Source organism: Botrimarina colliarenosi, from assembly GCF_007859955.1.
GTDB classification, from domain to species: Bacteria; Planctomycetota; Planctomycetia; order Pirellulales; family Lacipirellulaceae; genus Botrimarina; species Botrimarina colliarenosi.
On sequence record NZ_SJPR01000001.1, the window covers coordinates 1,809,563 to 1,830,597 of the forward strand.

The following is a 21,035-nucleotide window of genomic DNA, read 5'->3' on the forward strand; positions in this document are numbered from 1 at the left end:
GACGCGCCCACCATCGAAGGCGAGCCTTCCTTTTTGGACCTTACGTCGCCTCTACATTGAGTAGACCGGCCGCTTTGAAACGTCGGGACTCGTAATACGAGGAAACGTTTTCGGCTCGGGGATACTTGCCGGCGCGAGCTGGATCGCCACCCGCTGGCAAACGCGGTTCTGCTCGGCGAGGGTCTGCACCGTCGCCGCTAGCGCCGACAGCGGCACGGCGGAGTCGACCCCCATCTTCTCAAAGACGCGTCGCCGGCGTTGTTCAATGGTCCGGACGCTTACCTTCAGATCCGAGGCGATCTGTTTGTTCAGGCGGCCACTGCAAACCGCTGTGAACACCTGCGCTTCTTCGGGCGAGAACGCGGCGATCCGCTCGTAGTACAACGCCTCGACGCGCCGCTGTCGGGCCCGTCGGAAGGCCTCGTCTCGCGCCATCTCGACGACTGTCTCGGCCGCCCGAGACAACTCTTCCGGAGCGACGGCGTCCCATGCGAGTTGACGCCAAAGGGACGCTTCGATCGCATTGCCGCCTATGACGACGATCGGCAGCTGGTGGAGCCACCGGCACGCCCAGTTCATCGACGCCGCATCGGTGAACCAGCGGATCGGGGAGATGATGAACGTCACGCTGTCGCTTCGCAACAGCGAGTCAGCTTCCGAAGGCTCCGACACCGTCTGCAAAAAAACGCCCTGCGACTCGGCGGCGGTTCGCCACACCGAATAGGACGTGTCGTTCGCGCCAACGAGGATGGCTCGGCACGCCCCGCCAAGCCGCTCGCACTGCTGATCGATCGAGTTATAGAACGCTTGCATTTCCACTCCCACACGGATTCAGCCGCTCCAACGGAGCAACAAGAAACGAGTGGGCAGCAGCAAGCGGTCGGGCTACGGCCGCGCCAAGAAACTCATGAGATGTGAATCCGCCAATACACCCGACCAACATTGCCCTGCCCGCAATGGCTGGTCTCGGTAACTTGCGACAATGGGCTCCGTGGGGCGATGGCGCCTTGCCGCATGACTTGGGTTCGGCTCCAAGCCACCCGAGCTATGATCAAAAATCTTGAATGAAATCGTTTTTCCTCCGGGTAACTTCTCATCTGTATTTGCAGGACAAGACGCACCGGAATGACTTGCTTGCGCAATAGCGACACCGTTCAGTTCACGACGCTCTCCGTACCTTGCTGACGCCCTTGCTGGCGCCCCTGCCGACTCGACCGCCGCTGAAGCCGTCGCTGTAATCGTCGCCGCCGTCAATCTCCACCGCCGCGGTAGGCGACTTAGCGCGTTCTGCGCCGTCAAAGTTTGACAGCCGTGAGGGGCAATCTATGGTTTCCCAGCCCAAACATTTCCGCGGCGGGGCTCGGGGGGGTCCTAGAATGCAGCGGACCGCCGCTTTCGATTCCGTCGCGTCCTGTCTCCCGCCCCGATTCATCCCCCTGTTGAACGGAAACGTCCCTATGTCGAGCCGGATGCTGATCGCCGCAACGCTGGCGCTCGCCTTCGGCGTCGCGGAGACAGCGACCGCCCCCTCGGCGTTGGCGGAACCGACTGCCGGCGCGCCTTTGGCTTCGCGGACGGAATTAGTCGGCTCGCTCCAAAGCCGAGTCGACGCCCTCGCGCAGCAGATCCACCTGCGTTACCGCCACCACCAGCCCTCGCTGAGCGAGCGGCGTGAGGCTGCCGAGAAGGTGCTGGCCGACTGGAATGACGTCGCCAGCCAGGTCACGGGGATCGCCGCGGTCCGGAACCACGACCTGATGACCGCCTGGCTCGGCGCGGCGCTGAGAGCCGTCATGCCGGGCGGGTCGGGGAACATCCCGGCTGCGCCCGCGTTCGAGCGGACCGCTCCTCTCGACCCAGGCGCCGAGATCGCGCTCCCCGCGGTGACCGACGAGGTGGTCCCGACGCTCGATCCCCAACAACCGGGCCCGAGCGGCCGCGTGCAGGTGCGTGATTCGGCCACGACGATAGAAAACCCCTATGTAACGAGCACTCCGGAACCAACGGTCACTCCGGACGCAACAGTGACGGTCGACTCGTCGCCGACGGGCTCGAGAAACCCTCTCCGCTCGCGGCCGGCGCCGACGGTCGAACGCCCCAAGTCGAGCCAATTTGTCGGCCCACGGGCGACTCAGCGGTCGTCCGCCAAGCCGGTGCTTCCCGCCGACAGCCCCGCTCCACAAGACGCGGCCGACGAGTCGTCCGCGGCGCGTGAGTCACGCAGTAAATGGTCGCGTCACCCGTCGGCGGCGCCGCTTGAGTGGCGAGACCCTTTCAGCGACGACCCGTCGGTGAGCCCGAACCCACTCCGCTCCGGCGCCAGCCGGCGAGCACTCCGGCCGGATTATCGAGAGGCCCCGTCGTCCCGTGTCGATCTGCGGCGGCTCGCCGCCGAGGTGCGGGGCTACAACGCCGCGGTGCAGGCGTTGCAAGCTGCGGTCATGGCCCTTGGCGAAGGCGACGCCGCGGCCCTGGGCGCGGCCAACTCGGAGCTCGACCGGCTTGATGAGCGGCGCCAATTCATCGAACTGTACCGCGACGGGCTTACGGCCAGCGAGCGGATGGCGATCCCCGATTCGGCCTCGCCGGAACTGGTCCGCGAGCTCGTCAAGCGGAAGGCGGAGTCCCTCAGCAGCCAATCGCCTCAGAGTCGTGCCGAGGGGCGCCGGACCGAACACCCGATGCCGAGCCGAGTGGCCGGAAACGGCTTCTGAATCGGCCGCCTCTCCGCCACGTAGCAAGAAACCAAGCCAAAAAAAAGAGCCGCCGGTGATCCGGCGGCTCTTTGTGTTGTGTACTGAGCTTGATTCGTTTCTGATCGGGCTTGGACACCTTGTTGGGACGCCCGTCGCCCAGCAACGCGGCGGGAACCAACCACGCCGGGCTAAACTACCAGGCGGGAAAGCCGCGACCCGGCAGGCGAACCGCCGGGGAAGCCGACAATCACTTGTCGTCTTCTTCCTTCTTGGTCTTCTTTTTCTTCTTGAGCTGCAGCTTACGGACCCGCACCTTCGGCAGGCCGAACGGCGAGCTCTCTTCGCCCCACTTCTCCATCTCACGGAGTCGCGTGATCCGCTCGACGCGGGTGAGAACGCTACGGCTGGCGGTAACGCCGGCCTTCACTTTGAGAGATTTGTCGATCGCCATGGCGTCACGCCGGGGAGAGGGGGCTAGCTGTGTCGCCGGGGCGGTCTCCTGGTGAGCCGCTTGGCGAGCCCCACAATTTAGGCGCTGGGGCCGGCCGGCACAACCCGCTTCTTTTCGGCAGAAACCGGGGCGGGGCTTTCACCGGAGGGCCAAATTGCCCCCCTCCGCGCCGATTCAACCCGGCGGCTCGGCGTACTCGCTCCGCAGCCTCTTGAGCCGCTTGACGAGGGTCTCCATGCTCCGCGGGCGGCCTTCCGGCTCGGGGGCGAGGCAGTCGCGAATAACCGCCTCGATCTCGGGGTGAATGTTCTGGATGAAGCCCGCTAGCGCGGGAATCGCGATCTGACCGTGCGACATCGCCGCTTGGCCGTCCGCCCCGCGAGGCCAGGGAAGCTCGAAGGCGAACATCTCGAACATCGACGCCCCGTAGGCGAAGATGTCGACCCGTTGGTCCGTCGATTTCCGCCGCGCAATCTCCGGCGCCATGTAGTTGGGGGTCCCGGTGCGGTTGCCGGGCTGCATGTATTCTTTCTCGGCCGGAACCGTGAGGCCGAAATCGATCAGCTTGAGAGACGACGCGTCCTTCGCACAGACAAAGTTTCGGGGACAGACGTCGCGGTGGATAAAGCCCGCTTTGTGCACCACGTCGAGCGCCTCGGCCGCTTGGCGCATGAGGGTCAGCCGGTTGCCGTCGAGGCGCTTGTCGCGTCCGATGATCAACGAGTTGAGCCCCGGCCCGTCGAGGAACTCCATGACGATGAACTGTTCCCCCTTGGTCGTCATGCCATGGCGGAACGTTTTGACGATCGTCGGGTGGTCGAAGCGGGCGGCGATCTCCCCTTCGCTCGGTTTTTTCAGGCCACGGAACCGCGCCTCGAGTTGCTCCGTCTTAACCTTATCGAGCACCTTGAGGCCGACGATCTCGCCCGTCTCGCGGTCGCGGGCCATGTGAAAGTCGGACATCGTGCCCGAAACCGCCTCACGGAGGATCTCGTAGCGGCTGGTGACATCCACCTTGCCGCCATCGAGAATCGATCGAAAGAACGAGCCGAGTCCGGGCATCGACGCAGGCCGCTGGTTGGATGGAGTGAAGACAATCGCCGCCCGACGGCCCCGCCGGACCGTACCACTATAGCTGCGAATGCCGATTCCAACCTGCAAACCGAAAGGCGCCTCTCGGATGGGCCCTCCCCCCGCCTCGATCCAATGCCCCAACGCGGGCCAATGCCCCAACGCGGGCCGACCCAGCCCCGGACGCCCTAGCGCTGGCGGCGGCCGCGCCGGCCGCCCTGTCGCTCGATCCTTGGTCGCCCTGCTGCTAGCGACCCTCGGCGCCACGGCCGCTTGGGCCGGCGGGGGGCCGGAGAACGTCCTGCTGGTGGTCAACGCCAACAGCGCCGGCTCGAAGGAGGTTGCGAACCACTACGTCCGCCTGCGCAACCTGCCGGCGTCGAACGTCCTCGCCCTCGATTACACCGGCAGCCGCGAGTCAATCTCGGGCTGGTCGTTCCGCGAAGAGATTCTCGGCCCGCTCCTCAAGGCAATCGAAGAGCGCAAGCTCGGGATGCAGATCGACGTCATCGCCTACTCGACCGACCTGCCCTGGCGGATCACCCTGCAGGAAGACTACCCGGAAGACGTCAAACTTCCGTCGCAGCTGAGACCCTACGCCTCGATCAACGGGGCGACCTACCTCTACGGCTTTGTGCTGGCGAAGAGCCCCGGCTTGGTGAGCTTCGACTCGAATTGGTACTTCGCGACGCCGCCCGGACAACCCCGATCGCTCAACCTGCGGCAATGCAAAACGCTCGGGAATCTTCCTTCCCGCGAGTTCCGCAGCCGCTACGCCTGGAACGACAAGGGCGGGCGGGCCCCGAACCTCGAATCGGGGCGGCGCTACCTGCTCTCGACCGTGCTCGGCGTCACCACGGGGCGCGGCAACACCGTGGAAGAAGTCATCGCTTCGCTCGAGCGGGCCGTCGAAGCCGAGGCGTCGCCCCCCGACGGCGTCTTCTATTACTTGAAGAACAACGATGTTCGCTCGACGACCCGGCACGGCTGCTTCGATGAAGCAGTCGCCGCGTTGAAGCGTCTCGGCGCGCAGGCCAAGGTGCAGACCGGCACGCTGCCCGACGGGGCCCAGGACGTGGCTAGCCTCACCCTCGGCAGGGCGGACCTGCCGCTCGACAAGGCCGCCATGACGATCCAACCCGGCGCCATCTGCGAGCACCTCACCAGCGCCGGCGGGGTTCTCTTCGACATCGATTTCCAGACACCAATCAGCGCGCTGATCCGCGCCGGCGCCACGGCTTCGAGCGGCGCGGTCCATGAGCCCTACGCGATCCAGGCCAAGTTCCCCACGGCCGCCCTGCAGCTGCACTACCGCCGCGGGTGCTCGCTCGTCGAGGCGTTTTATCAGTCGGTCGCGTCGCCGTACCAGCTGCTGATCCTGGGCGACCCGCTCTGCCAGCCCTGGGCGAAGCGTCCCACCCTCGACATCGAAGGGTGGCCGGAGCAACCGGACGACGACCTGCTGAAGCCGGGCGTGACGAGCACCTTTGGCTTTGCCGAGTTGGGACTCACGCCGCCAGCGCCGGTGGGCACGCCCCCTGCCGAAGCTCCTTCCGAAGCCCCGGTTAGTACCGATCCGGAGGCGGGCGACGTCGCGCTGCGGATCAAGCCCCGGATCACGCCCAACGGCGCCGCGGGCGTCGCCTTCTGGGAACTGTTCGTCGACGGGCGGCTGAGGATGCGGCTCCCTTCGGGAACGGAGGCTTCGTTCACGAGCGAACAACTCGGCCCCGGTTGGCACGACTTGCGCTGCGTCGCGGGCAACCCCGACGCGATCGGCGCCCACCGCCAGCAGCTGGGCGAGATCGAGCTGCCGCTCGCGGAGAGCGACGACGACGACGCGCCCTCGGTGGTCCTCAAGATCGACGCCGCGACGACCCCGCTGGACGGCAAGGTCGCCGTTTCGGCCAAGTCACGCGGCGCCGAGCGGATCGTCATCCGACACAATCACCGCGAGGTGGGGGCGATCGACGGGGCGACGGGCGGCGCGCTGATCCCGGCTGAGATGCTGGGGCGCGGGCCGGTCCGGCTCCAGGCGATCGCCGAGCCAAGCGGCGCGGCGTCGTCGATCGTGTGGACCCGGGTTGAGTAGGCGCCGCCTGCGTAATCCCCCCAGCCCTCCCGATCGGCGCCCCGTGTTCGGTCGGTCGACGAAAGTCCCTAACTGGTAGGCGTTTGCGGCTTGGCTCCTTCGTTGACAGCCCCCCCGGGCCCGGTACCATGAACGGTTTCCCGGGTGTTCCGTGGCTTGCCACGGAACGCGCCGACACGTCGCCGCGTCTCAGTAGGCCCGGCGTTGTGCTGGACTCGTCACGGAACTAGCCGGCGCCCGCCGCGCGTGTCCCGTTCGCTCCCCCGCAGGAACCCCCAGGCAGGGTCTCCCCCATGCAGCGTTATCGCGTCAATCTCCCGGTCCTCATCGGGATCGTCGTCGGCTCTATCGCCCTCATCGGCGGGTCGTACGGCCTCTACAAGTTCCAGAAATCCCGGAACGCCAGTCGGCTGCTGGACCGCGCCGAGGTGGCGCTCGCCGACGGGGACCTGCATAAAAGCACCGACCTGCTGGGCAGCTATCTGATGATCCGCCCCGGGGACGAGGAGGTGATGTCCAAGCTCTCCCTCCAACTCGCCGACATCGCCGAGGACCCCAAGGCGGTGCCTAGCGACTTCTGGAAAGCGGCCGGCTTCATGGAAGCCACGGTCCGTGAGTTTCCTGAGCGCGACGACCTGCGGCGCCGTCTGGTGGAGCTCTATCGCTCTAAGCGACAGCTGAAGCCCGCCCTGGACCACGTCTCGCAGCTGCTCAATCGCACGCCAAACGATCCCGAACTCGAGGCGATGCGCTCGGAGTGCTACTTCGCAGCCGCCGACGCCAAAGCGGTTCCCCACGCGTTGAAACTGGTCGGCTACGACCAGACGACCGAAGAGTTCGATGAGTCGAAGGCCATCACGCCGCACAACGCGAGCGTCTACAGCCGCTTGGCGTACAACCTCAAGACAGAAAAGCTGGAAGACGAGCTGGCCCAAGCGGTCATCGACCGGATGATCGAGGTGAACCCGGAGAGTGGGGAGGCTTACCTCGCGAAGGGGCAGTGGCTGGAGTTGCAGGAGAAGCGCGACGAAGCCATCGAAGCGATCCGCAAGGCGTTGGAACTCGCCCCCGAAGAGCCGAGCATCGTGATCGCCAACGCGCGCCTGGCGATGCGGGACAAGGAATTCGACCAAGCGAAGTCGCTGATCGAAGCGTCGATCGAGGATCACCCCACGGAGATTGGCCTCTACCAGACGCTCTCCGAAATCGAGATCGGCAGCGGGGATTACGCGGCCGCCCTCGCGGCTTGTGACAGGGGCATCGCGGCGGCGCCAATCACGCAGTCGCAGGGTCTGCTGGTCCAGAAGGCGCGCCTGCAGTTGCAGCAGAACGCCCTCGACGACGCCCGCGAATCGATCGCCGTGATGCGGGAAGGCGAGATGATCCACTCCGCCTACCCCGACTACTTCGAGGCCCGCCTGATGATGGAGGACCAGAAGTGGCTTGAGGCGGCGACCGTCTTCGAGAAATACCAGCAGTACTTTGCCGGCAATCCGTCGATGGCGCTCGAGCTCAACGTGATGCTCGGGCTCTGCCGTGAGAAACTCGGCCAAGACGAGCTCGCGCTCGAGGCGTTCAACCAAGCCCTCTTATCCGACCGGGGCAACGTGATGGCCGACCAGGGCCGGCTCCGCACGATGCAGAAGATCGGCCGCGTCGGCAATTCGAACGAGGGCGTCTCGATCTACGCCGCCCTCGCTGAAGAGCTTGCCAAGCCCGAGTCGAAGCAAAACTGGAAGGCGTTCGACAAGGTGTGCGAGGAGTACATCGACCGGATGAAGCTCGGCAAGGGCATGCTGCTGGTGCTGAAGGGCGAGGTCCAAATGCGCCGCGGCAACTACGACGAAGCCCGCAAGCTCTTGGTGCAAGCCTACAAGGAAGAGCCGGACAATCTCGGGGTGCGTCGCGCGGCGGTGAAGCTCTTCGCCGCGGACCCCGAACAGGGCCCCGCGAAGGCCCTCGGCCTGCTCGACGGAGTCGTCAAGAAGTTCGGCGACTTGCCGATCCTCCGACTCGAGCGCGCCGACCTGCTGTCGGTCATCAATGACGAGAACCTCACCGAGCAGCTCTTCGCGCTCACCGAGGGGACCGAGGACTGGGAGACCCCTCAGAAGATCCAGCTCTGGAAAGGCCTCGCCGACAAGTTCGGCCGGCTCCGCGACGAGGAGTCCCGCGCCGAGTGCCTCCGCAAGGTGGTCGAGCTCTCACCGGGCGACCTGCCCACGCTGCTCGAGACATTCTCGGTGGCGCTCGCGTCGAACGACGTGGCCGGCGCCAAGGAGGCCCAGGACGCCGTTCTCGAAGTCGTCGGCTCCAAAGAAGACCCGACCTGGCTCTACATGGAAGCGAACCGACTGCTCGCCAATTGGCGCGCCGCCGGCGGCAAGGGCGACGGCGCGAAAGAGGCGGTCGAACTGGTCAACCAAGCCATCTCGCAACGCAGCGAGTGGCATGAGCTCTACAACTTGAAGGCCGACATCGCGGCGGCTCAAGGCGACTACAAGAGCGCCCTGGATAGCTACGACCGGGCGGCCAAGCTGGGCCGGCAAGACGGGCGATCCCTGTTCCAGTACATCAAGATCTTGCGTGCTCGCGGCCGCGCCGCCGACGCGCTGGAACAGATGGAGAAGATCAACCGCGAGAGCCGCGTCCGACTGCTCGGCGCGGACTACGCCGAGTCGCTGCTGCAAGTGGGCCGCGAGGCGGAGGCGGTGGAGGCCGCCAAGCTGTTCGCCGCCGAGGCGCCCAACAACGCCAGCATCCAGCTCTGGTTCGGCCGTTTCCTGACGCAGGCGTCGACCCTCAGCCCCGAGAAGTCGGAGCGCCGCAAGGACCTCCTCACCGAGGCGGGAGCGGCCTTCCTCAAGACAACCGAGTTGGCGCCCACCTCGGGCGACGGCTGGATGGCGCTCGTCGGCTACTACGCCGCGACCGGCGACGGCGTCAAAGCCGACGACACCGTCCGCCGCGCGCACCTCGCGCTCACCGAAGACCAGAACCTGCTGCTGTTCGCCCGCTGCTACGAACTCGTCGGGCGGGCGATCGACGCCGAGGGGCTTTATCGCTTGGCGCTCGAGGGGGCGGAAGACGCCGACCGGGCGCGGGTTTCGCGGCTGCTGGCTCAGTTCTACTTAGGGCCCGCGTACCGGCGGGACGACGCGGTCGACAAGGCGACCCCCCTCGTCAACGGGATCCTGAAGGACGCCGCCGAGGAGACCATCTCGCCGAATGACCAGAACGCGCAGTGGGCGCGGAGCACGGCCGCCCGCCTGCTAGCGCGGAGCGGCGCCTACCAAGACCTCCGCAACGCCGAGAAGTTGATCGCCTCGAACTCGGACGACGGCGCGCTGCCGGTCGACGACCGCCTGCTGATGGCCGAGATTTTGGCGCCCCGGCCCGAACCGGTGTCGCGATTGAAGGCGGCCAACCTCCTGGAAGAGGTCGGCAAGAACAGCCGGCTCTCGATGAAGTCGGAACTGGACCTCGCACGGCTCTACTTCGCGCTCGATCAGTGGCAGAAGTGCCGCGAGCAGATGCTCGACATCATTGGCCGTAACCCGGACAACCCCCAGGTGCGGTTGGCTTACCTCGAGATGCTGCTGCAACGCGGCGGGCAGAAAGAGATTGATCTAGCGGTGCGGCAGGTGCAGCGCCTGAACGAGATCGCCCCCAACGAGCTCGGGACGCGAGAGATGCTGGCGCGGGTCGCCTTCGAGAAGGGCAAGAAGCGTGAGGCCACCAAGGCCCTGCTCTCGATGCTCCCCTCCGACGCCAGCAAGATCACCGCCGAACAGCTGCCGCTCGTCAACCGCATCGCGATGCGGATGGTGCAGTTCGAGGACATCGAGACGGCGCGGAAGCTGTTCGAACTCTCTGCGAAGTTGGGAGGCGTCAACGACAAGTTCCGGTACGCCCAGTTTGTCGGCGAACGGATCGACGCCGAACAGGGCTTCAAGACACTGGAAGAACTGCGTGATGACATCCCGACCTCGCAGCTGGTGCAGGGAGGCCTCGCCATCCTCCGAGCCCTCGAGGCCAAGGACGCCGAGATCCCCGCCGCTCGGTTCGAGCGGGTCAAGGGCTGGCTCGACCGCGGGCTCCGCGAGGACCCGGACCTGATCGCGCTGCGGCTCCAGCAGGCCGAGCTTTTTGACGTCCAACGGAAAGACGACGAGGCCGCCGACGCGTACCGCAAGCTGCTGGAGCGGAAGGACCTGAAGGGCGCCAGCCGGGCCGTGGTGCTCAACAACCTCGCCTATCTGTTAGCGCTCGGCCAGAGCGGCGGATCGGCGATCAGCGAAGCCGACGGCTACGTCGCCGAGGCCGTCGATCTGCTCGGTCCGGGGACCGAAATCCTCGACACCCGGGCCGTGATCGCCATCGCCGACAAGCGTTACAAAGACGCGATCGAGGACCTGAAACTCGCGGTGATCGACAACCCGACCGCGTCCAAGTACTTCCACTTGGCGACCGCCTACTCGATGGCGGGCGACGTGGAAGGGGCGAACGACGCCTGGCAGGAAGCTCTCGATCGGGGCCTCACCCGCGAGTCGGTCAGCCGCCTCGAAAAGGAGCAGTTCGACCGCACCCAGCAGCGGATCGAGACCGGCAAGCTCACCAGCACCGCCGGTTGAGCCCCTCCGCGGGACGGCGATTTGTTGGAAGCGGCCCCGCCGTTTATCCTAAAGGCTTGCCATCGGGCCGGACGGACCGGCCCCAACGCGATGGCTCGAAGTGGAAAAGCGGCAGCAGGATTTCATGATGCGGCGACCCCTGTCCCGATTTGCCCGGACTTTGACGGCCCTCGCGGCGGCTTGCCCGGGCGTTGCGCTGGCGGTTTCGACCGACGGCCCCGCGACGGTAGCCGACGCGATCCAACCGTTGTCAGCCGAGACCGCCGAAGCCCCCGCGCCGAAGCGATTCGATCCCGGCGCGATGCCCGAGGCGGAAGGCCCCGGCACGCCGTTGGGCTACCGCTACGCCGAGCTGTCGTCGGCCGAATCCGGCGCGCTCCGCCGCCAATTCAAGCTGCCGCTCGACGCGTTGTCGGGCGCCAAGTCGCCCCGCGACCTAGCGAAGCGCGCGGTCGTCGCGCCGCTCCCCGACCCCAATCGCCCGCTGCTAGCGGTCGCCCCGACTGGGGCCTCGAGTTCGGACCCGTTCGCTGACGCCAAGCTCACCTCCTTCCGCGACGACCCGCTGAAGGCGTTGGGCGAAATGCTCGGCGCGGTTGAGGGCGAAGGCGTCGCGGCCGCCGAGACCGCTTCGGACGACCCGTTCGGCGGCGACGCCCTCGCGACTCCGGCCGCCGCGCCGGCGGCGACGCCCGCGGCAGAGGTCGATGAGGCGTCGGACGATCCGTTCGGCTCCGACGACGATCCCTTCGGCGGATTCTAACCGCGGCCCTTCGGCGGATTCTGACCGCGGCGTTTCAGTGGATTCTGAACAGGGTCTCTCAGGGGAGTCCACCGCAGGCCCCCCCCGGCGGACTTCTTCATCGCGAGGGTTGGATTACGCCGATTCTGCCGGCGCCGGGGCCTCCTCGACCCGATCGGGACGATCCGTCGGTCGCTGCCGAAATAGTCCCGACGGGCCTAGGATGCTATCCTCCCTCTAGGCCGGGCCGGCGTGGTCCGCTGTAAAAAACTGTGGACTGCGAACCGGGACGATCCATGACAGCTGCCAGGCGGAATAGCGCGACGATGCGCGCCCTCGCGTGCGGACTCCTGCTTGCAGCCCTCACGGTGGGGTGCGACGACTCGCAGGAGGATAAGACGCCGCCCCCGCCGCCGCCGACGCCTGAGGAACGCTTCGCGATGATCGTCGGCGCGTTGGAGGAGCAATTAGAGGATTCCTCCTTCGGCACGGCCGAAGCCATCGCCGACTACAACTCCCCTCCCGGAACGCCGATCACCGACGCAACGGTCAAGGTCGAGCACGAGCTGACGCCCCCCGAAGGGGACGACGGCGTCTACCGCGCGCAGCTCTGCATCATCACGGATGCGACCGTCACGATCACGCTGCCGACGCCGAGCCAAGAAGAGAAGGACGCCGCCAAAGACCAGCGGGCCGACGCCAACCATAGCAACCCCGACATCGCGGGCATGCCGTCGATCGACGCCCTCAAGGTCCCGTCGATCGAGGGCCTCAATGGCCGGGTAGGCTCCTCGTCGGTTCACGAGATCGACCCGGGCGTCACGCAAAGGTGCTTCGACCTGGAGTTCCGCGACAACCGCTGGGTGCTGCTCACCGAGCTCGACCGCGAGAACGAGCCCTTCAACGCGTTGGCGATTGAGTACGCGCTGAAGAAGCAGTGAGGGAGCTGGGGGTCAGTCGTCAGTGGCGATGTCTTTCGTGTTTGCTGTCGGACGACTAGGTCGTACTGGCATTCCCGTGGCGACTCCGGCGCCCGATCTCTCTCCCCTTGATGGGGAGGGGTGCGGAACCCGGGCGCCCGACGCGCCCCCACCCCCACTTATCCGGGGAAGAAGTAGCCTCCCCACCAAGGGGGAGGGGGATTAAGCGATTTCATCGCCATGGGCCGTCGCCATGGGAATGTAAACACGACTGAACTACGGATCTCTGCCTGCCCATCTCGTCAGGACGGCGACCCGTTATTCAGCGTCTCGAGCGTCCCCTTGCGGAAGGCCTCGGCCATGGCGCGGGGGACCTCGGCCTCGGCGGCGACGACCTGACCGCGCCGCAGGGCGACCTGGGCCTTCATCTCTTGCTCGCGAGCGATCGCGTCGGCGCGGCGCTTCTCGGCCATCGCCTGGGCCTTGCGGGTGTCGGCCTCGGCCTGGTCGGCCTGGAGCCGGGCGCCGATGTTCTCGCCGATGTCGATGTCGGCGATGTCGATCGAGACGATCTCAAACGCGGTGTGGGCGTCGAGGCCGCGCTCGAGCACCGCCTTGCTGATCCGGTCGGGGTTCTCCATCACGGCGAACTGGTCGTTCGACGAACCGATCGCCGTGATGATCCCCTCGCCGACGCGGGCGATGATCGTGTCCTCCGTGGCGCCGCCGATCAGCTGCTTGAGGTTCGTCCGGACGGTGACCCGCGCGCGGACCTTCACCTCGACGCCGTTCTTGGCGACCGCGCTGAGGGTGCTCCTCGGCGACTTCTCCGGGTCGGGGCAGTCGATCACCTTCGGGTAGACGCTCGTCTTCACGGCGTCGAGGACGTCGCGCCCGGCGAGGTCGATCGCGGCGGCGCGGTCGAAGTCGAGGTCGATGTCGGCCCGGTGGGCGGCGATGATTGCGCTGATGACGCGGGGCACGTTGCCGCCGGCCAGGTAGTGCGCCTCGAGCCGTTTGGTTGTGATGCCGGTCGTGGGGTCTTGCCCCACGCCCGCCTGCATCGCCTGGATCCGCGCGTCGACAATCGTCTTGGCGTTGACCTGGCGGAGGCTCATGAAGACGAGGTCGAACGGGTTCATCGGCACGTTCGACATGAACGCCTGCAGCCAGATCCGCCCGTAGGTGAGGACGAAAAACGCCATCAGCAGGACGACGGCGATGATGAACAGGCCGAGCAGCACGGCGACAAAGCCGTTGTTGGCGATCCCGGCGGCGAGCGGCAGAGAAGCGGCGTTTAGCGTAATCATCGAGCGACGGCTCCGGTCGGGGCGTTCAGCAACGGTGTGATTCTAACCGATTGGGGGCGGTTGTGCGGGCGCTCTCCGCTTACTTCGTGCGTGGCTCAAAAGGCTTCGTGCGCGGAGCCGGTCCCCACCCCCGAACAATCCAGCGACGCTAATCCAGCGGGGTTGGGCCGGGGAACTTTACCCGCCCGGGCCGGTCCTGGTAGTTCGCCAGCTCGCCGGCGATCTGGGCCGCCGCCCGGGCGCCGGCCGTGTCGGGGTCCGGGTCGGCCAGCTCGGGGGGCGCTTCGGGGCCTGCGTCCCGCTGCAGGTGCAGGGTCTGCGTCGGGAAGGCGAACGCCACGCCGACCGACTCCGCCAGCCGCAGGATGTCCGCCAGCAGACGGTGACGTTCGCGCAACTCGGTCGGCCAGTCCGGGACGTCGAAGAAGACGACCAGCAGCACATCGAGTGAGCTGGGGCCGAAGTCATTGAAGTAGGCCGCGTAGAAGTCTTTCCGCGTGTGGGGGTGGCGGCGGATCAGCTCACGGATCCCTTCGCAGAAGGCCTCGATCCGTTCGGGGGACGTGCCGTACTCCAGCCCGAGCTTGGAGAGGTAACGTCGGTACTTGCGGCGTCCCCAGTTGTCGACGCTCGACGAGGCCAGCTTGCTGTTGGGGAGCGTCACCTCCGAGTCGAGCGGCGTTCGGATCCGCGTGCTGCGGAACCCGAGGGACTCGACGGAGCCCTCCACGGTGTCGATCTTCACATAGTCGCCGACCTCGAAAGGCCGGTCGAAGAGCAGCGTGATCGATCCGACGAAGTTCGACAGCGTCTCCTGGCTCGCCAGGGCGATCGCGATGCCGCCGATCCCGAGGCCGCCGATCAGCGTCGCCGGGAGCTTGTCGTTGAACACCGCCACCGTGGCGACGACACCGGCGAGCCCAATGAGGATTTTGGCGGTTGAGGTCGCCAGCGGGATAAAGAGGTCGTCAAACCGGCGATTGCTCCGCTTGGCGCGGCGGGCGAAGTAGCCCGCCACCAGTTCGATCACCCGGAACAGCGCCAGCACCGCGGCGATGATCGTGACGATCACCAACACCGTGAGCAAAATGCTGGTGACGTCGGACGGGAGCTCGATCATCCGCGCCCCGAGGGCCCAGACCGCCGCATGCACCAGCCGCCCCACCGGGCGCCAGACCTTGACGGTGGAATCGTTGACGTCGTCGACGTCGGGGTCGATGCGGTGCAGCACCCGGTCACCGATCGTCGTCAGCACGGTGCGCGTCAGTAGCTCTGCAATGCGACCCAGCGGCAGGAGCAACAGCAGCAACAGCCACTGATAGCTCGGGAGCAAGAAGTGGGTCGTCCGCCAGCTCTGGGGGAACTGCTGCCGCAGCCAGTGGCCGGTGGTCGCCGTCGGTTCGCCGACGGCTTCCGCTTCACCCGGCGGGGCGGTCGCGGCGCGGCGGTCGGCGAGCTCCTCGATCTGCGGCTCGAGCTGCTCGTAGAGCGTGTCGATCTGGGCGACCGTCTCGGCGCTGAATCGCCAATGCTTCTGCTCGTCGCGGGCGATCGTGATCGCCTGGGCTTCGGGCTTGGGGTACTTGAGCCACTCCGACAGCGGCCACGGTTCGGGGTAATCGGGGTCGTCGGGCGCCTTACTGAAATCGAGCTCGGTCGAGGGCGATTCCCAAAAGGCGAGGTCCTCGCCATCTCCCTTGTTGGGGGGATCGCCGAGCACCGGGGCCAAGCGGTAGAGCTTGTAGGCGAGGTCGGCGCCCCGGCTCCCCGCGGCCACAGCGCTGAGGCCCGACAGGTTGAGCAGCTTGGCGGCGTCCGATTTTTCATCGGCACGCATCCGGGTGACGAACGTCTCGAGCACCTCCCGCGGGCTCCGCATCTCGGCGGGGACCTCGGGCGGGGGCGTTTCGGCCTCGGTCTTGGCGGGGTCGGCGGCGGGGGCGGCCGTCAGGTCGGCCCGCGCGGGGGCGAACGAGATCAGCACGAACGCCGCCAGCAAAGGGAGCGGCAAGAGGCAGCGGCACGGCGGAAAGGGTCGAAACATGGGGCTTCTGGCGGGCGTGACGGGGCGGCAAGCGGGGGCCGCGGCGAGTTTGCTGGCTTTTTTTGTGCAGTTCGGCGATACTTTATCGTGCCCGCCGGCAAGCGATCGGCAAAGGGCGGCGTCGCCCCACGGGGTTCCACAAGGGGCCCCGGTCGCGACGCAGTAGGGGCACACTCCTCCGCAAAAAGGGGCCCTCGGAACAGGGGTCGAGACGATTATGAAGACGCCATTTTCTCGGGGGACGGCCCGCCGTCGCCTCACTCCGCTCGGCTCGGCCCCCGCGACGGGCTTCACCCTCGTCGAACTGCTGGTCGTGATCACGATCATCGGCATGCTGATGGCGCTGCTGATCCCCGCGGTCGGCGCGGTGCGCGCAAACGCCCGCAAGGCGCAGTGCCTCAACAACATGAAGCAGACCGGCACGGCGATCGTCAACTACGCCGGCTCGAAGCAGCGGTATCCGGGCTACGTCCAGCCAATGCAGCGGAATGACAAGTCGTACCTGACGGTCGACGTCGGGGCGATCACGAACTCGCGGCTCAGCAATGCGAACGGCATCGCCCAGGCGTCACAGCCGCTGGCTTCGCTAATCAGCTGGGCGGCCGTCATCCAGCCGCAGATGGGCCGCAACGACCTCTACGACACGTTTGTCGATGGAAGCATCGTGGGGACCGGGAACGCCCGCGCCCAGATCCGCCCGCAAGAGATCCTCATCTGCCCGTCCGACACCGACCTGTCGTCGCTCCCCGACGCGGCGGGGCTGTCGTACGTGGTGAACTCGGGCGCGTGGGATTACAGCGGCACGTCCTCCCCCTCGCAGTTCCTGGGCCGTGACCCCTCGACCGGCAAGGCGGTCCCGAACCAGGGCGACACCAAAGAGAACGGCCTTTGCCATAACCAGACGCTCGGCAGCGTCCGCGTCCGCGACGGCAAGATCGACGACGGCGCCGACTACACCGTCATGCTCGCGGAAAACATCCACAAGGACACCGACGTCCCGAACTACACCTGGGTCGGCGTCGGCGGCGATCCGACGACCAACTCGCTCCACCTCGCCGAGCAAGTCTTCGGCATGGTGTGGGTGGTGAACACCGAGCCGGTCACGAGCTTCGTCCAGGCGCCGTTCAGCCGTGAGGACCTGCGGCTCGACGACCCGTCGCTGGGAACTCCGATCGTTGGCTATCCCTCCGAGAGCCCGTTCTACGCCCGCCCGTCGAGCGGTCACGCCGGCGGCGGCATCAACATCATTATGGCGAGCGGCTCCGGTCGATCGATCGATCCGGACATCGACTACGTCGTCTGGCAGCAGTTGATGACCACCAAGGGGAGCAAGTGCGTCGATCCGGTCGATCACACGATCACGACGGGAGCCATCAACGACTTCCGCACCGCGGCGCCGCTTTCGTCGACTGATTTCTGATTCTGAACGCCTGGTGAGGGTTCACCCGCGGCTAGCGCCGACGGCTCAAAAACGCATCACGGGCTTGAGCCGTCGGCGCTAGCCGCGGGTGGCGCCACCAACGGCGACGCCTCCAAGCCGCTCCCCCCCAACGAGACGCTTCTCAACTTGGCCAAGAACAAAAAGACGCCGGCCAAGGGGGACAACCCCAACGAGAAGACGATCGCCACCAACCGCAAGGCGCGGTTCGAGTACGAGGTGCTCGACCACCTCGAGTGTGGCGTCGTCCTCGTGGGGAGCGAGGTGAAAAGCCTCCGCGACGGCAAGATGTCGCTCGACGAGTCCTACGCCCGCATGGACAAGGGCGAGGTCTGGCTCGTCGGCTGCAACATCGAAGAGTACCGCAACGCCACGCACGTCCAGCACGAGCCCAAACGGCGTCGCAAGCTGTTGATGCACCGCCGCGAGATCAAGAAGTTCGCCGCCCGCGCGTATGAGAAGAACCTCACGCTGGTGCCGCTAAAGATGTACTTCAAAGGGGGCCGGGCCAAGCTGCTACTAGGCCTCTGCCGCGGCAAGAAGACGTACGACAAGCGCGAGTCGATGAAGCAGAAGACCGCCAAGCGCGACATGGACCGCGCCCTCCGCGGCCGCTGAGTCGCTCTCTCGATTTATCCGTGAGAGGGACCTCTAAGGTGCTGACTGTGGGAGGGGTCTCCAGACCCCGATGACGCGCTCGTTACCGTTGCGGCTGGCGAACCGCAATCGGGGTCGGGAGACCCCTCCCACAACAATCACCCTTCCTTTCCCACAACAATCGCCCTTCCTTGACGGGATTTACAGGATCAACGGGATGAAAAACAAATCCTGTGAATCCTGTTGATCCCGTCTACTGTGGGAGGGGTCTCCCGACCCCGATGACGCGCTCGTTACCGTTGCGGCTGGCGATCCGTAATCGGGGTCGGGAGACCCCTCCCACAACACTGGCCACGCCATCGGCGTCGCAATCTCTCCCAGAAAAATGGGGCGTTTACTCGGCTTCCGCCGCCGCTTCCGCCAGCTGTTGCTCGGCCGCGGAGAGCTCGGGGTTCGGAGTGGCGTCGCCCGGCTCGACGCCCAGCAGCCACTTCACGCCGCCGATGAGCGACTCCTGGTACGTCGGGTTGGTCCAGACGTCTTCGCGGTGCCCCAGGCTCATGTGCACGACGCGGCCCTTGCCGTAGTCCTTGACCCACAGGATGGGGACGTGCCGCGGCTTCTTGAGCCCGGTCCGCTCCATGTCGAGCGACATCAGCACCCGCACCTTTTCGGGCTGCCAGTTCTTGAACTGGTAGATCTCTTCCTTTAGAGCGATCCGCGTCCCGGCGGGTCCCCACGGCTTCACGGCCGGGTGGTCGTCGGCGTGGGTCTTGAGGACGACGTCGGTGTCGGCGGTCCACGGGTGGCCGTCGAAGGTGCCGCCGATCATGTCCCAGTACGGCTCGTAGTCGGCGTAGGTGTCGGCCCCGGCGTGGACGCCGAGGAAGCCGTGCCCCTGCTCCGCCAGCCAGGTATTGAGGAACCACTCGCGCGTCGCGACGGGGATCGGCAGTTCGCCCGTCGTGAAGAAGGCGACCACGTCGTAGTTCTTGAGCAACTCGGGCGTGAAATCGGCTTCGACGTCCTGCGTGCAGTCGACGCGGAACGCCCCGCTGCGGAGGCCCAGTTCCTGCATTACCTGTTCGCTGTGCGACAGCTCGTGCGGCTGGCGGGTTACGGTCGAGTGCTTGAAGCCGGCGCTCTGGGTGACGAACAGCATCCGCTTGGGCGAGTCGTTGGCTGAGACGGCGACGCCGAGCGGCTTGATCCGCAGGTTGCGGTACCAGACGCGCGAGCCGTGGTCCTGTAGCGCAATATGGCCCGAGGTGAGCGTCGCGAACTTCTTCCAGGCGGCGAACTTGCTGCCGGCGACCCGTTCGTTCCACTCGTCCGAGCCGATCGTGGCCGAGACGACCTTCTGGCCGTTGATCCAGTGCTCGACGGCGCCGTCACGCAAGACGATGCGGCCGGTGTTCCACTCGCCGGCCGGCTTCGACGCGTCGAGCGGCGCCGGGTAGAGGTCGTACAGCGCCGCCGGCCCGACCTTCGGCGTCACGCCCGAGTACTTGGGGTCGAGCACCTGGTACTCGGGACCGGTCTCGTAGGTGTTGGGCTCGGACTCGCCGGCCCGGTAGATGACGCCGCTGTTGCCCCCCGGGGCGATTTTGAACTCGAACTCCAACTCGAAGTCGGCGTACTTCTGGCGGGTGACGAGATCGCCCCCGGAGCCATCGAGCGTCAACACACCGTCGGTGAGACTCCAGGACGCAGGGGGCGTATCGCTCTGGTAGCCGCGCCAGAGGGTCGCCAAGTCGTCGCCGCCGGTGAGATCGGTCCAGCCGCCATCGGCGAAGGCGGTGGGGCCAAGCGCGATGAACGTGGCTGCGCAAAACAGTGCGAAGACTGCGCTTAATTTCCGACAGGGAGGAAGCGTCATGGCGGCGTTCACGTCAGAATGGAAAATGGAGAGGCATCGGCGGGGTCAGTATGACCTTGCCGCTGGGTCGGCGACAACTCGGGCCGCCCCCCTAGCTACGGAACAGGACGTGATGCGCTACGAGAAAGTTTTGACTTTGGCCTTGGCTTCCATGGGCCTGCTTGTCGGCGCCCGCGCCGAGGCGGGTCTCTTGGGGGTCGACGTCTCCAAGTGGCAGGGCTATGTCAATTGGAACGCCATGGAGAGCAGCGGGGTCGATTTCGCCTTCGCCCGGGCGACCAGGGGCAACGATTACGACGACGAGTACTTCGTTCGAAACATGAACGGCGCGCGGGCGGCCGGGATCCCGATCGGGCCCTACCACTACAGCCAACCCGCCACCTCGATGAACGCCTACTCGGACCCGGTGAAGCAGGACGCCATCAACGAGGCTAACGACTTCGTCGACGCCATCCAGCCGTTCTATGAGCAGTATCCGGGCTCCTATCTCCGGCCCGTGCTCGATGTCGAAGAACTCCCCACCAGCGCCGAGGTCGATACCGTCTCCGAACAGAAAACCTACCTGTCGGCTTGGGTCAAGGATTTCAATAGCGTCGTGCAGGAGCGGCTCGGGCTCGATGTGATCATCTATTGCAACAGCAACTACGCGAGGAACTACCTGACGTCGGACTTGTCGTCGTTCGACCTCTGGATCGCACGCTGGACCTACACGACTTCGAGCAGGCCGACCGCCGCCAACCTCGGCATCTGGGACAGCTGGGATTTCTGGCAGTTCAGCGACAGCGAGACGATCGGCGGCGAGTCGCCGGTCGACGGTGACTATTTCGACGGCACCGTCGATGACCTGCAAGCGTTCATCGTCGGGGCGGGTCCCCTTGAGGGGGACTACAACAACGATGGCTTCGTCGACGCCGCCGACTACACCATGTGGCGTGATTCGTACCTGGCGTTCGGCGACTGGCCCGCCGACGGCAACGGCAACAGCGTCGTCGAGCAGGGCGACTACGATCTGTGGTCCGCCAACTACGGCGAGGCGGCCCCCCCCTCGGCGACGGCTGTCCCCGAGCCGGTCTGCGTGTTGCTGCTGGCGGTTGGCCTCGCGTCGCTAGCCTCGCCACATCGTCAGGTCTCCGGCCACCATCGTTAGGTCTCCGACCACCA

The 21,035-nt window shown here is 66.3% G+C and carries 14 protein-coding genes; 8 read left to right on the forward strand and 6 right to left on the reverse strand.

Annotation, left to right across the window (positions count from 1 at the left end; genetic code table 11):
* Positions 1-51 precede the first annotated feature (51 nt).
* A complete protein-coding gene (locus tag Pla108_RS07220) occupies positions 52-813 on the reverse strand; it encodes a LuxR C-terminal-related transcriptional regulator (RefSeq protein WP_146444187.1) in 762 nt (253 codons plus the stop codon).
* Positions 814-1,457: 644 nt separating this feature from the next.
* Here Pla108_RS07220 and Pla108_RS07225 point away from each other — a divergent pair.
* Complete coding sequence (locus tag Pla108_RS07225) at positions 1,458-2,714, forward strand: hypothetical protein (RefSeq protein ID WP_146444188.1); 1,257 nt, start codon at positions 1,458-1,460, stop codon at positions 2,712-2,714.
* Between the two features lie 229 nt (positions 2,715-2,943).
* On the opposite strand, the gene Pla108_RS07230 is transcribed toward Pla108_RS07225, so the two are convergent.
* Positions 2,944-3,147, reverse strand: a complete 204-nt coding sequence (locus Pla108_RS07230) for a small basic protein (protein WP_146444189.1) — start codon at positions 3,145-3,147, stop codon at positions 2,944-2,946.
* Between the two features lie 174 nt (positions 3,148-3,321).
* Positions 3,322-4,209 carry a serine/threonine protein kinase gene (locus Pla108_RS07235; protein ID WP_146444190.1) on the reverse strand — a complete coding sequence of 296 codons (888 nt, stop codon included), beginning with the start codon at positions 4,207-4,209 and terminating at the stop codon, positions 3,322-3,324.
* A 118-nt stretch (positions 4,210-4,327) separates the two neighbouring features.
* Between Pla108_RS07235 and Pla108_RS07240 the strand changes: the two genes are divergently transcribed.
* From Pla108_RS07240 to Pla108_RS07255, 4 genes are all read left to right on the forward strand, one after another.
* Positions 4,328-6,310, forward strand: coding sequence for a hypothetical protein (locus Pla108_RS07240; protein ID WP_146444191.1), 1,983 nt, complete (start codon positions 4,328-4,330; stop codon positions 6,308-6,310).
* Between the two features lie 293 nt (positions 6,311-6,603).
* Entirely contained in the window at positions 6,604-10,944 is a 4,341-nt protein-coding gene (locus tag Pla108_RS07245) for a tetratricopeptide repeat protein (RefSeq protein ID WP_146444192.1), read from the forward strand.
* A 127-nt stretch (positions 10,945-11,071) separates the two neighbouring features.
* The gene (locus Pla108_RS07250; protein ID WP_197526319.1) at positions 11,072-11,707 is read left to right on the forward strand and encodes a hypothetical protein; all 636 of its coding nucleotides are present in this window, start codon (positions 11,072-11,074) and stop codon (positions 11,705-11,707) included.
* A 305-nt stretch (positions 11,708-12,012) separates the two neighbouring features.
* Complete coding sequence (locus Pla108_RS07255) at positions 12,013-12,627, forward strand: hypothetical protein (protein WP_146444194.1); 615 nt, start codon at positions 12,013-12,015, stop codon at positions 12,625-12,627.
* Positions 12,628-12,908: 281 nt separating this feature from the next.
* Here Pla108_RS07255 and floA read toward each other — a convergent pair whose 3' ends face one another.
* Both floA and Pla108_RS07265 read right to left on the reverse strand, forming a co-directional pair.
* Complete coding sequence (floA, locus tag Pla108_RS07260) at positions 12,909-13,916, reverse strand: flotillin-like protein FloA (protein ID WP_146444195.1); 1,008 nt, start codon at positions 13,914-13,916, stop codon at positions 12,909-12,911.
* Positions 13,917-14,064: 148 nt separating this feature from the next.
* A complete protein-coding gene (locus Pla108_RS07265) occupies positions 14,065-15,960 on the reverse strand; it encodes a mechanosensitive ion channel domain-containing protein (protein ID WP_146444196.1) in 1,896 nt (631 codons plus the stop codon).
* 217 nt (positions 15,961-16,177) lie between these two features.
* Here Pla108_RS07265 and Pla108_RS07270 point away from each other — a divergent pair, with 217 nt between their 5' ends.
* Together Pla108_RS07270 and smpB are read left to right on the forward strand one after the other, a co-directional pair.
* On the forward strand, positions 16,178-17,380 hold the full coding sequence (locus Pla108_RS07270) for a DUF1559 family PulG-like putative transporter (RefSeq protein ID WP_146444197.1): 1,203 nt from the start codon (positions 16,178-16,180) through the stop codon (positions 17,378-17,380).
* 147 nt (positions 17,381-17,527) lie between these two features.
* Complete coding sequence (smpB, locus tag Pla108_RS07275) at positions 17,528-18,016, forward strand: SsrA-binding protein SmpB (RefSeq protein ID WP_146444198.1); 489 nt, start codon at positions 17,528-17,530, stop codon at positions 18,014-18,016.
* 373 nt (positions 18,017-18,389) lie between these two features.
* On the opposite strand, the gene Pla108_RS07280 is transcribed toward smpB, so the two are convergent.
* Positions 18,390-19,874 (reverse strand): family 16 glycoside hydrolase, encoded by a 1,485-nt coding sequence (locus Pla108_RS07280; RefSeq protein ID WP_146444199.1) that lies wholly within the window; start codon positions 19,872-19,874, stop codon positions 18,390-18,392.
* Positions 19,875-20,004: 130 nt separating this feature from the next.
* Here Pla108_RS07280 and Pla108_RS07285 point away from each other — a divergent pair, with 130 nt between their 5' ends.
* Positions 20,005-21,021: a glycoside hydrolase family 25 protein gene (locus tag Pla108_RS07285; protein ID WP_197526320.1), complete on the forward strand. Its 1,017-nt coding sequence runs from the start codon at positions 20,005-20,007 to the stop codon at positions 21,019-21,021.
* Positions 21,022-21,035: the final 14 nt, after the last annotated feature.

Coding starts and splice junctions, on each gene's coding strand:
- Pla108_RS07240 (WP_146444191.1), top strand. CDS start 4,328: ATGGGCCCTCCCCCCGCCTCGATCCAATGCCCCAACGCGGGCCAATGC.
- Pla108_RS07220 (WP_146444187.1), bottom strand. CDS start 813: ATGCAAGCGTTCTATAACTCGATCGATCAGCAGTGCGAGCGGCTTGGC.
- Pla108_RS07245 (WP_146444192.1), top strand. CDS start 6,604: ATGCAGCGTTATCGCGTCAATCTCCCGGTCCTCATCGGGATCGTCGTC.
- Pla108_RS07225 (WP_146444188.1), top strand. CDS start 1,458: ATGTCGAGCCGGATGCTGATCGCCGCAACGCTGGCGCTCGCCTTCGGC.
- Pla108_RS07250 (WP_197526319.1), top strand. CDS start 11,072: ATGCGGCGACCCCTGTCCCGATTTGCCCGGACTTTGACGGCCCTCGCG.
- Pla108_RS07230 (WP_146444189.1), bottom strand. CDS start 3,147: ATGGCGATCGACAAATCTCTCAAAGTGAAGGCCGGCGTTACCGCCAGC.
- Pla108_RS07235 (WP_146444190.1), bottom strand. CDS start 4,209: ATGCCCGGACTCGGCTCGTTCTTTCGATCGATTCTCGATGGCGGCAAG.
- Pla108_RS07265 (WP_146444196.1), bottom strand. CDS start 15,960: ATGTTTCGACCCTTTCCGCCGTGCCGCTGCCTCTTGCCGCTCCCTTTG.
- Pla108_RS07255 (WP_146444194.1), top strand. CDS start 12,013: ATGCGCGCCCTCGCGTGCGGACTCCTGCTTGCAGCCCTCACGGTGGGG.
- Pla108_RS07270 (WP_146444197.1), top strand. CDS start 16,178: ATGAAGACGCCATTTTCTCGGGGGACGGCCCGCCGTCGCCTCACTCCG.
- Pla108_RS07280 (WP_146444199.1), bottom strand. CDS start 19,874: ATGACGCTTCCTCCCTGTCGGAAATTAAGCGCAGTCTTCGCACTGTTT.
- floA (WP_146444195.1), bottom strand. CDS start 13,916: ATGATTACGCTAAACGCCGCTTCTCTGCCGCTCGCCGCCGGGATCGCC.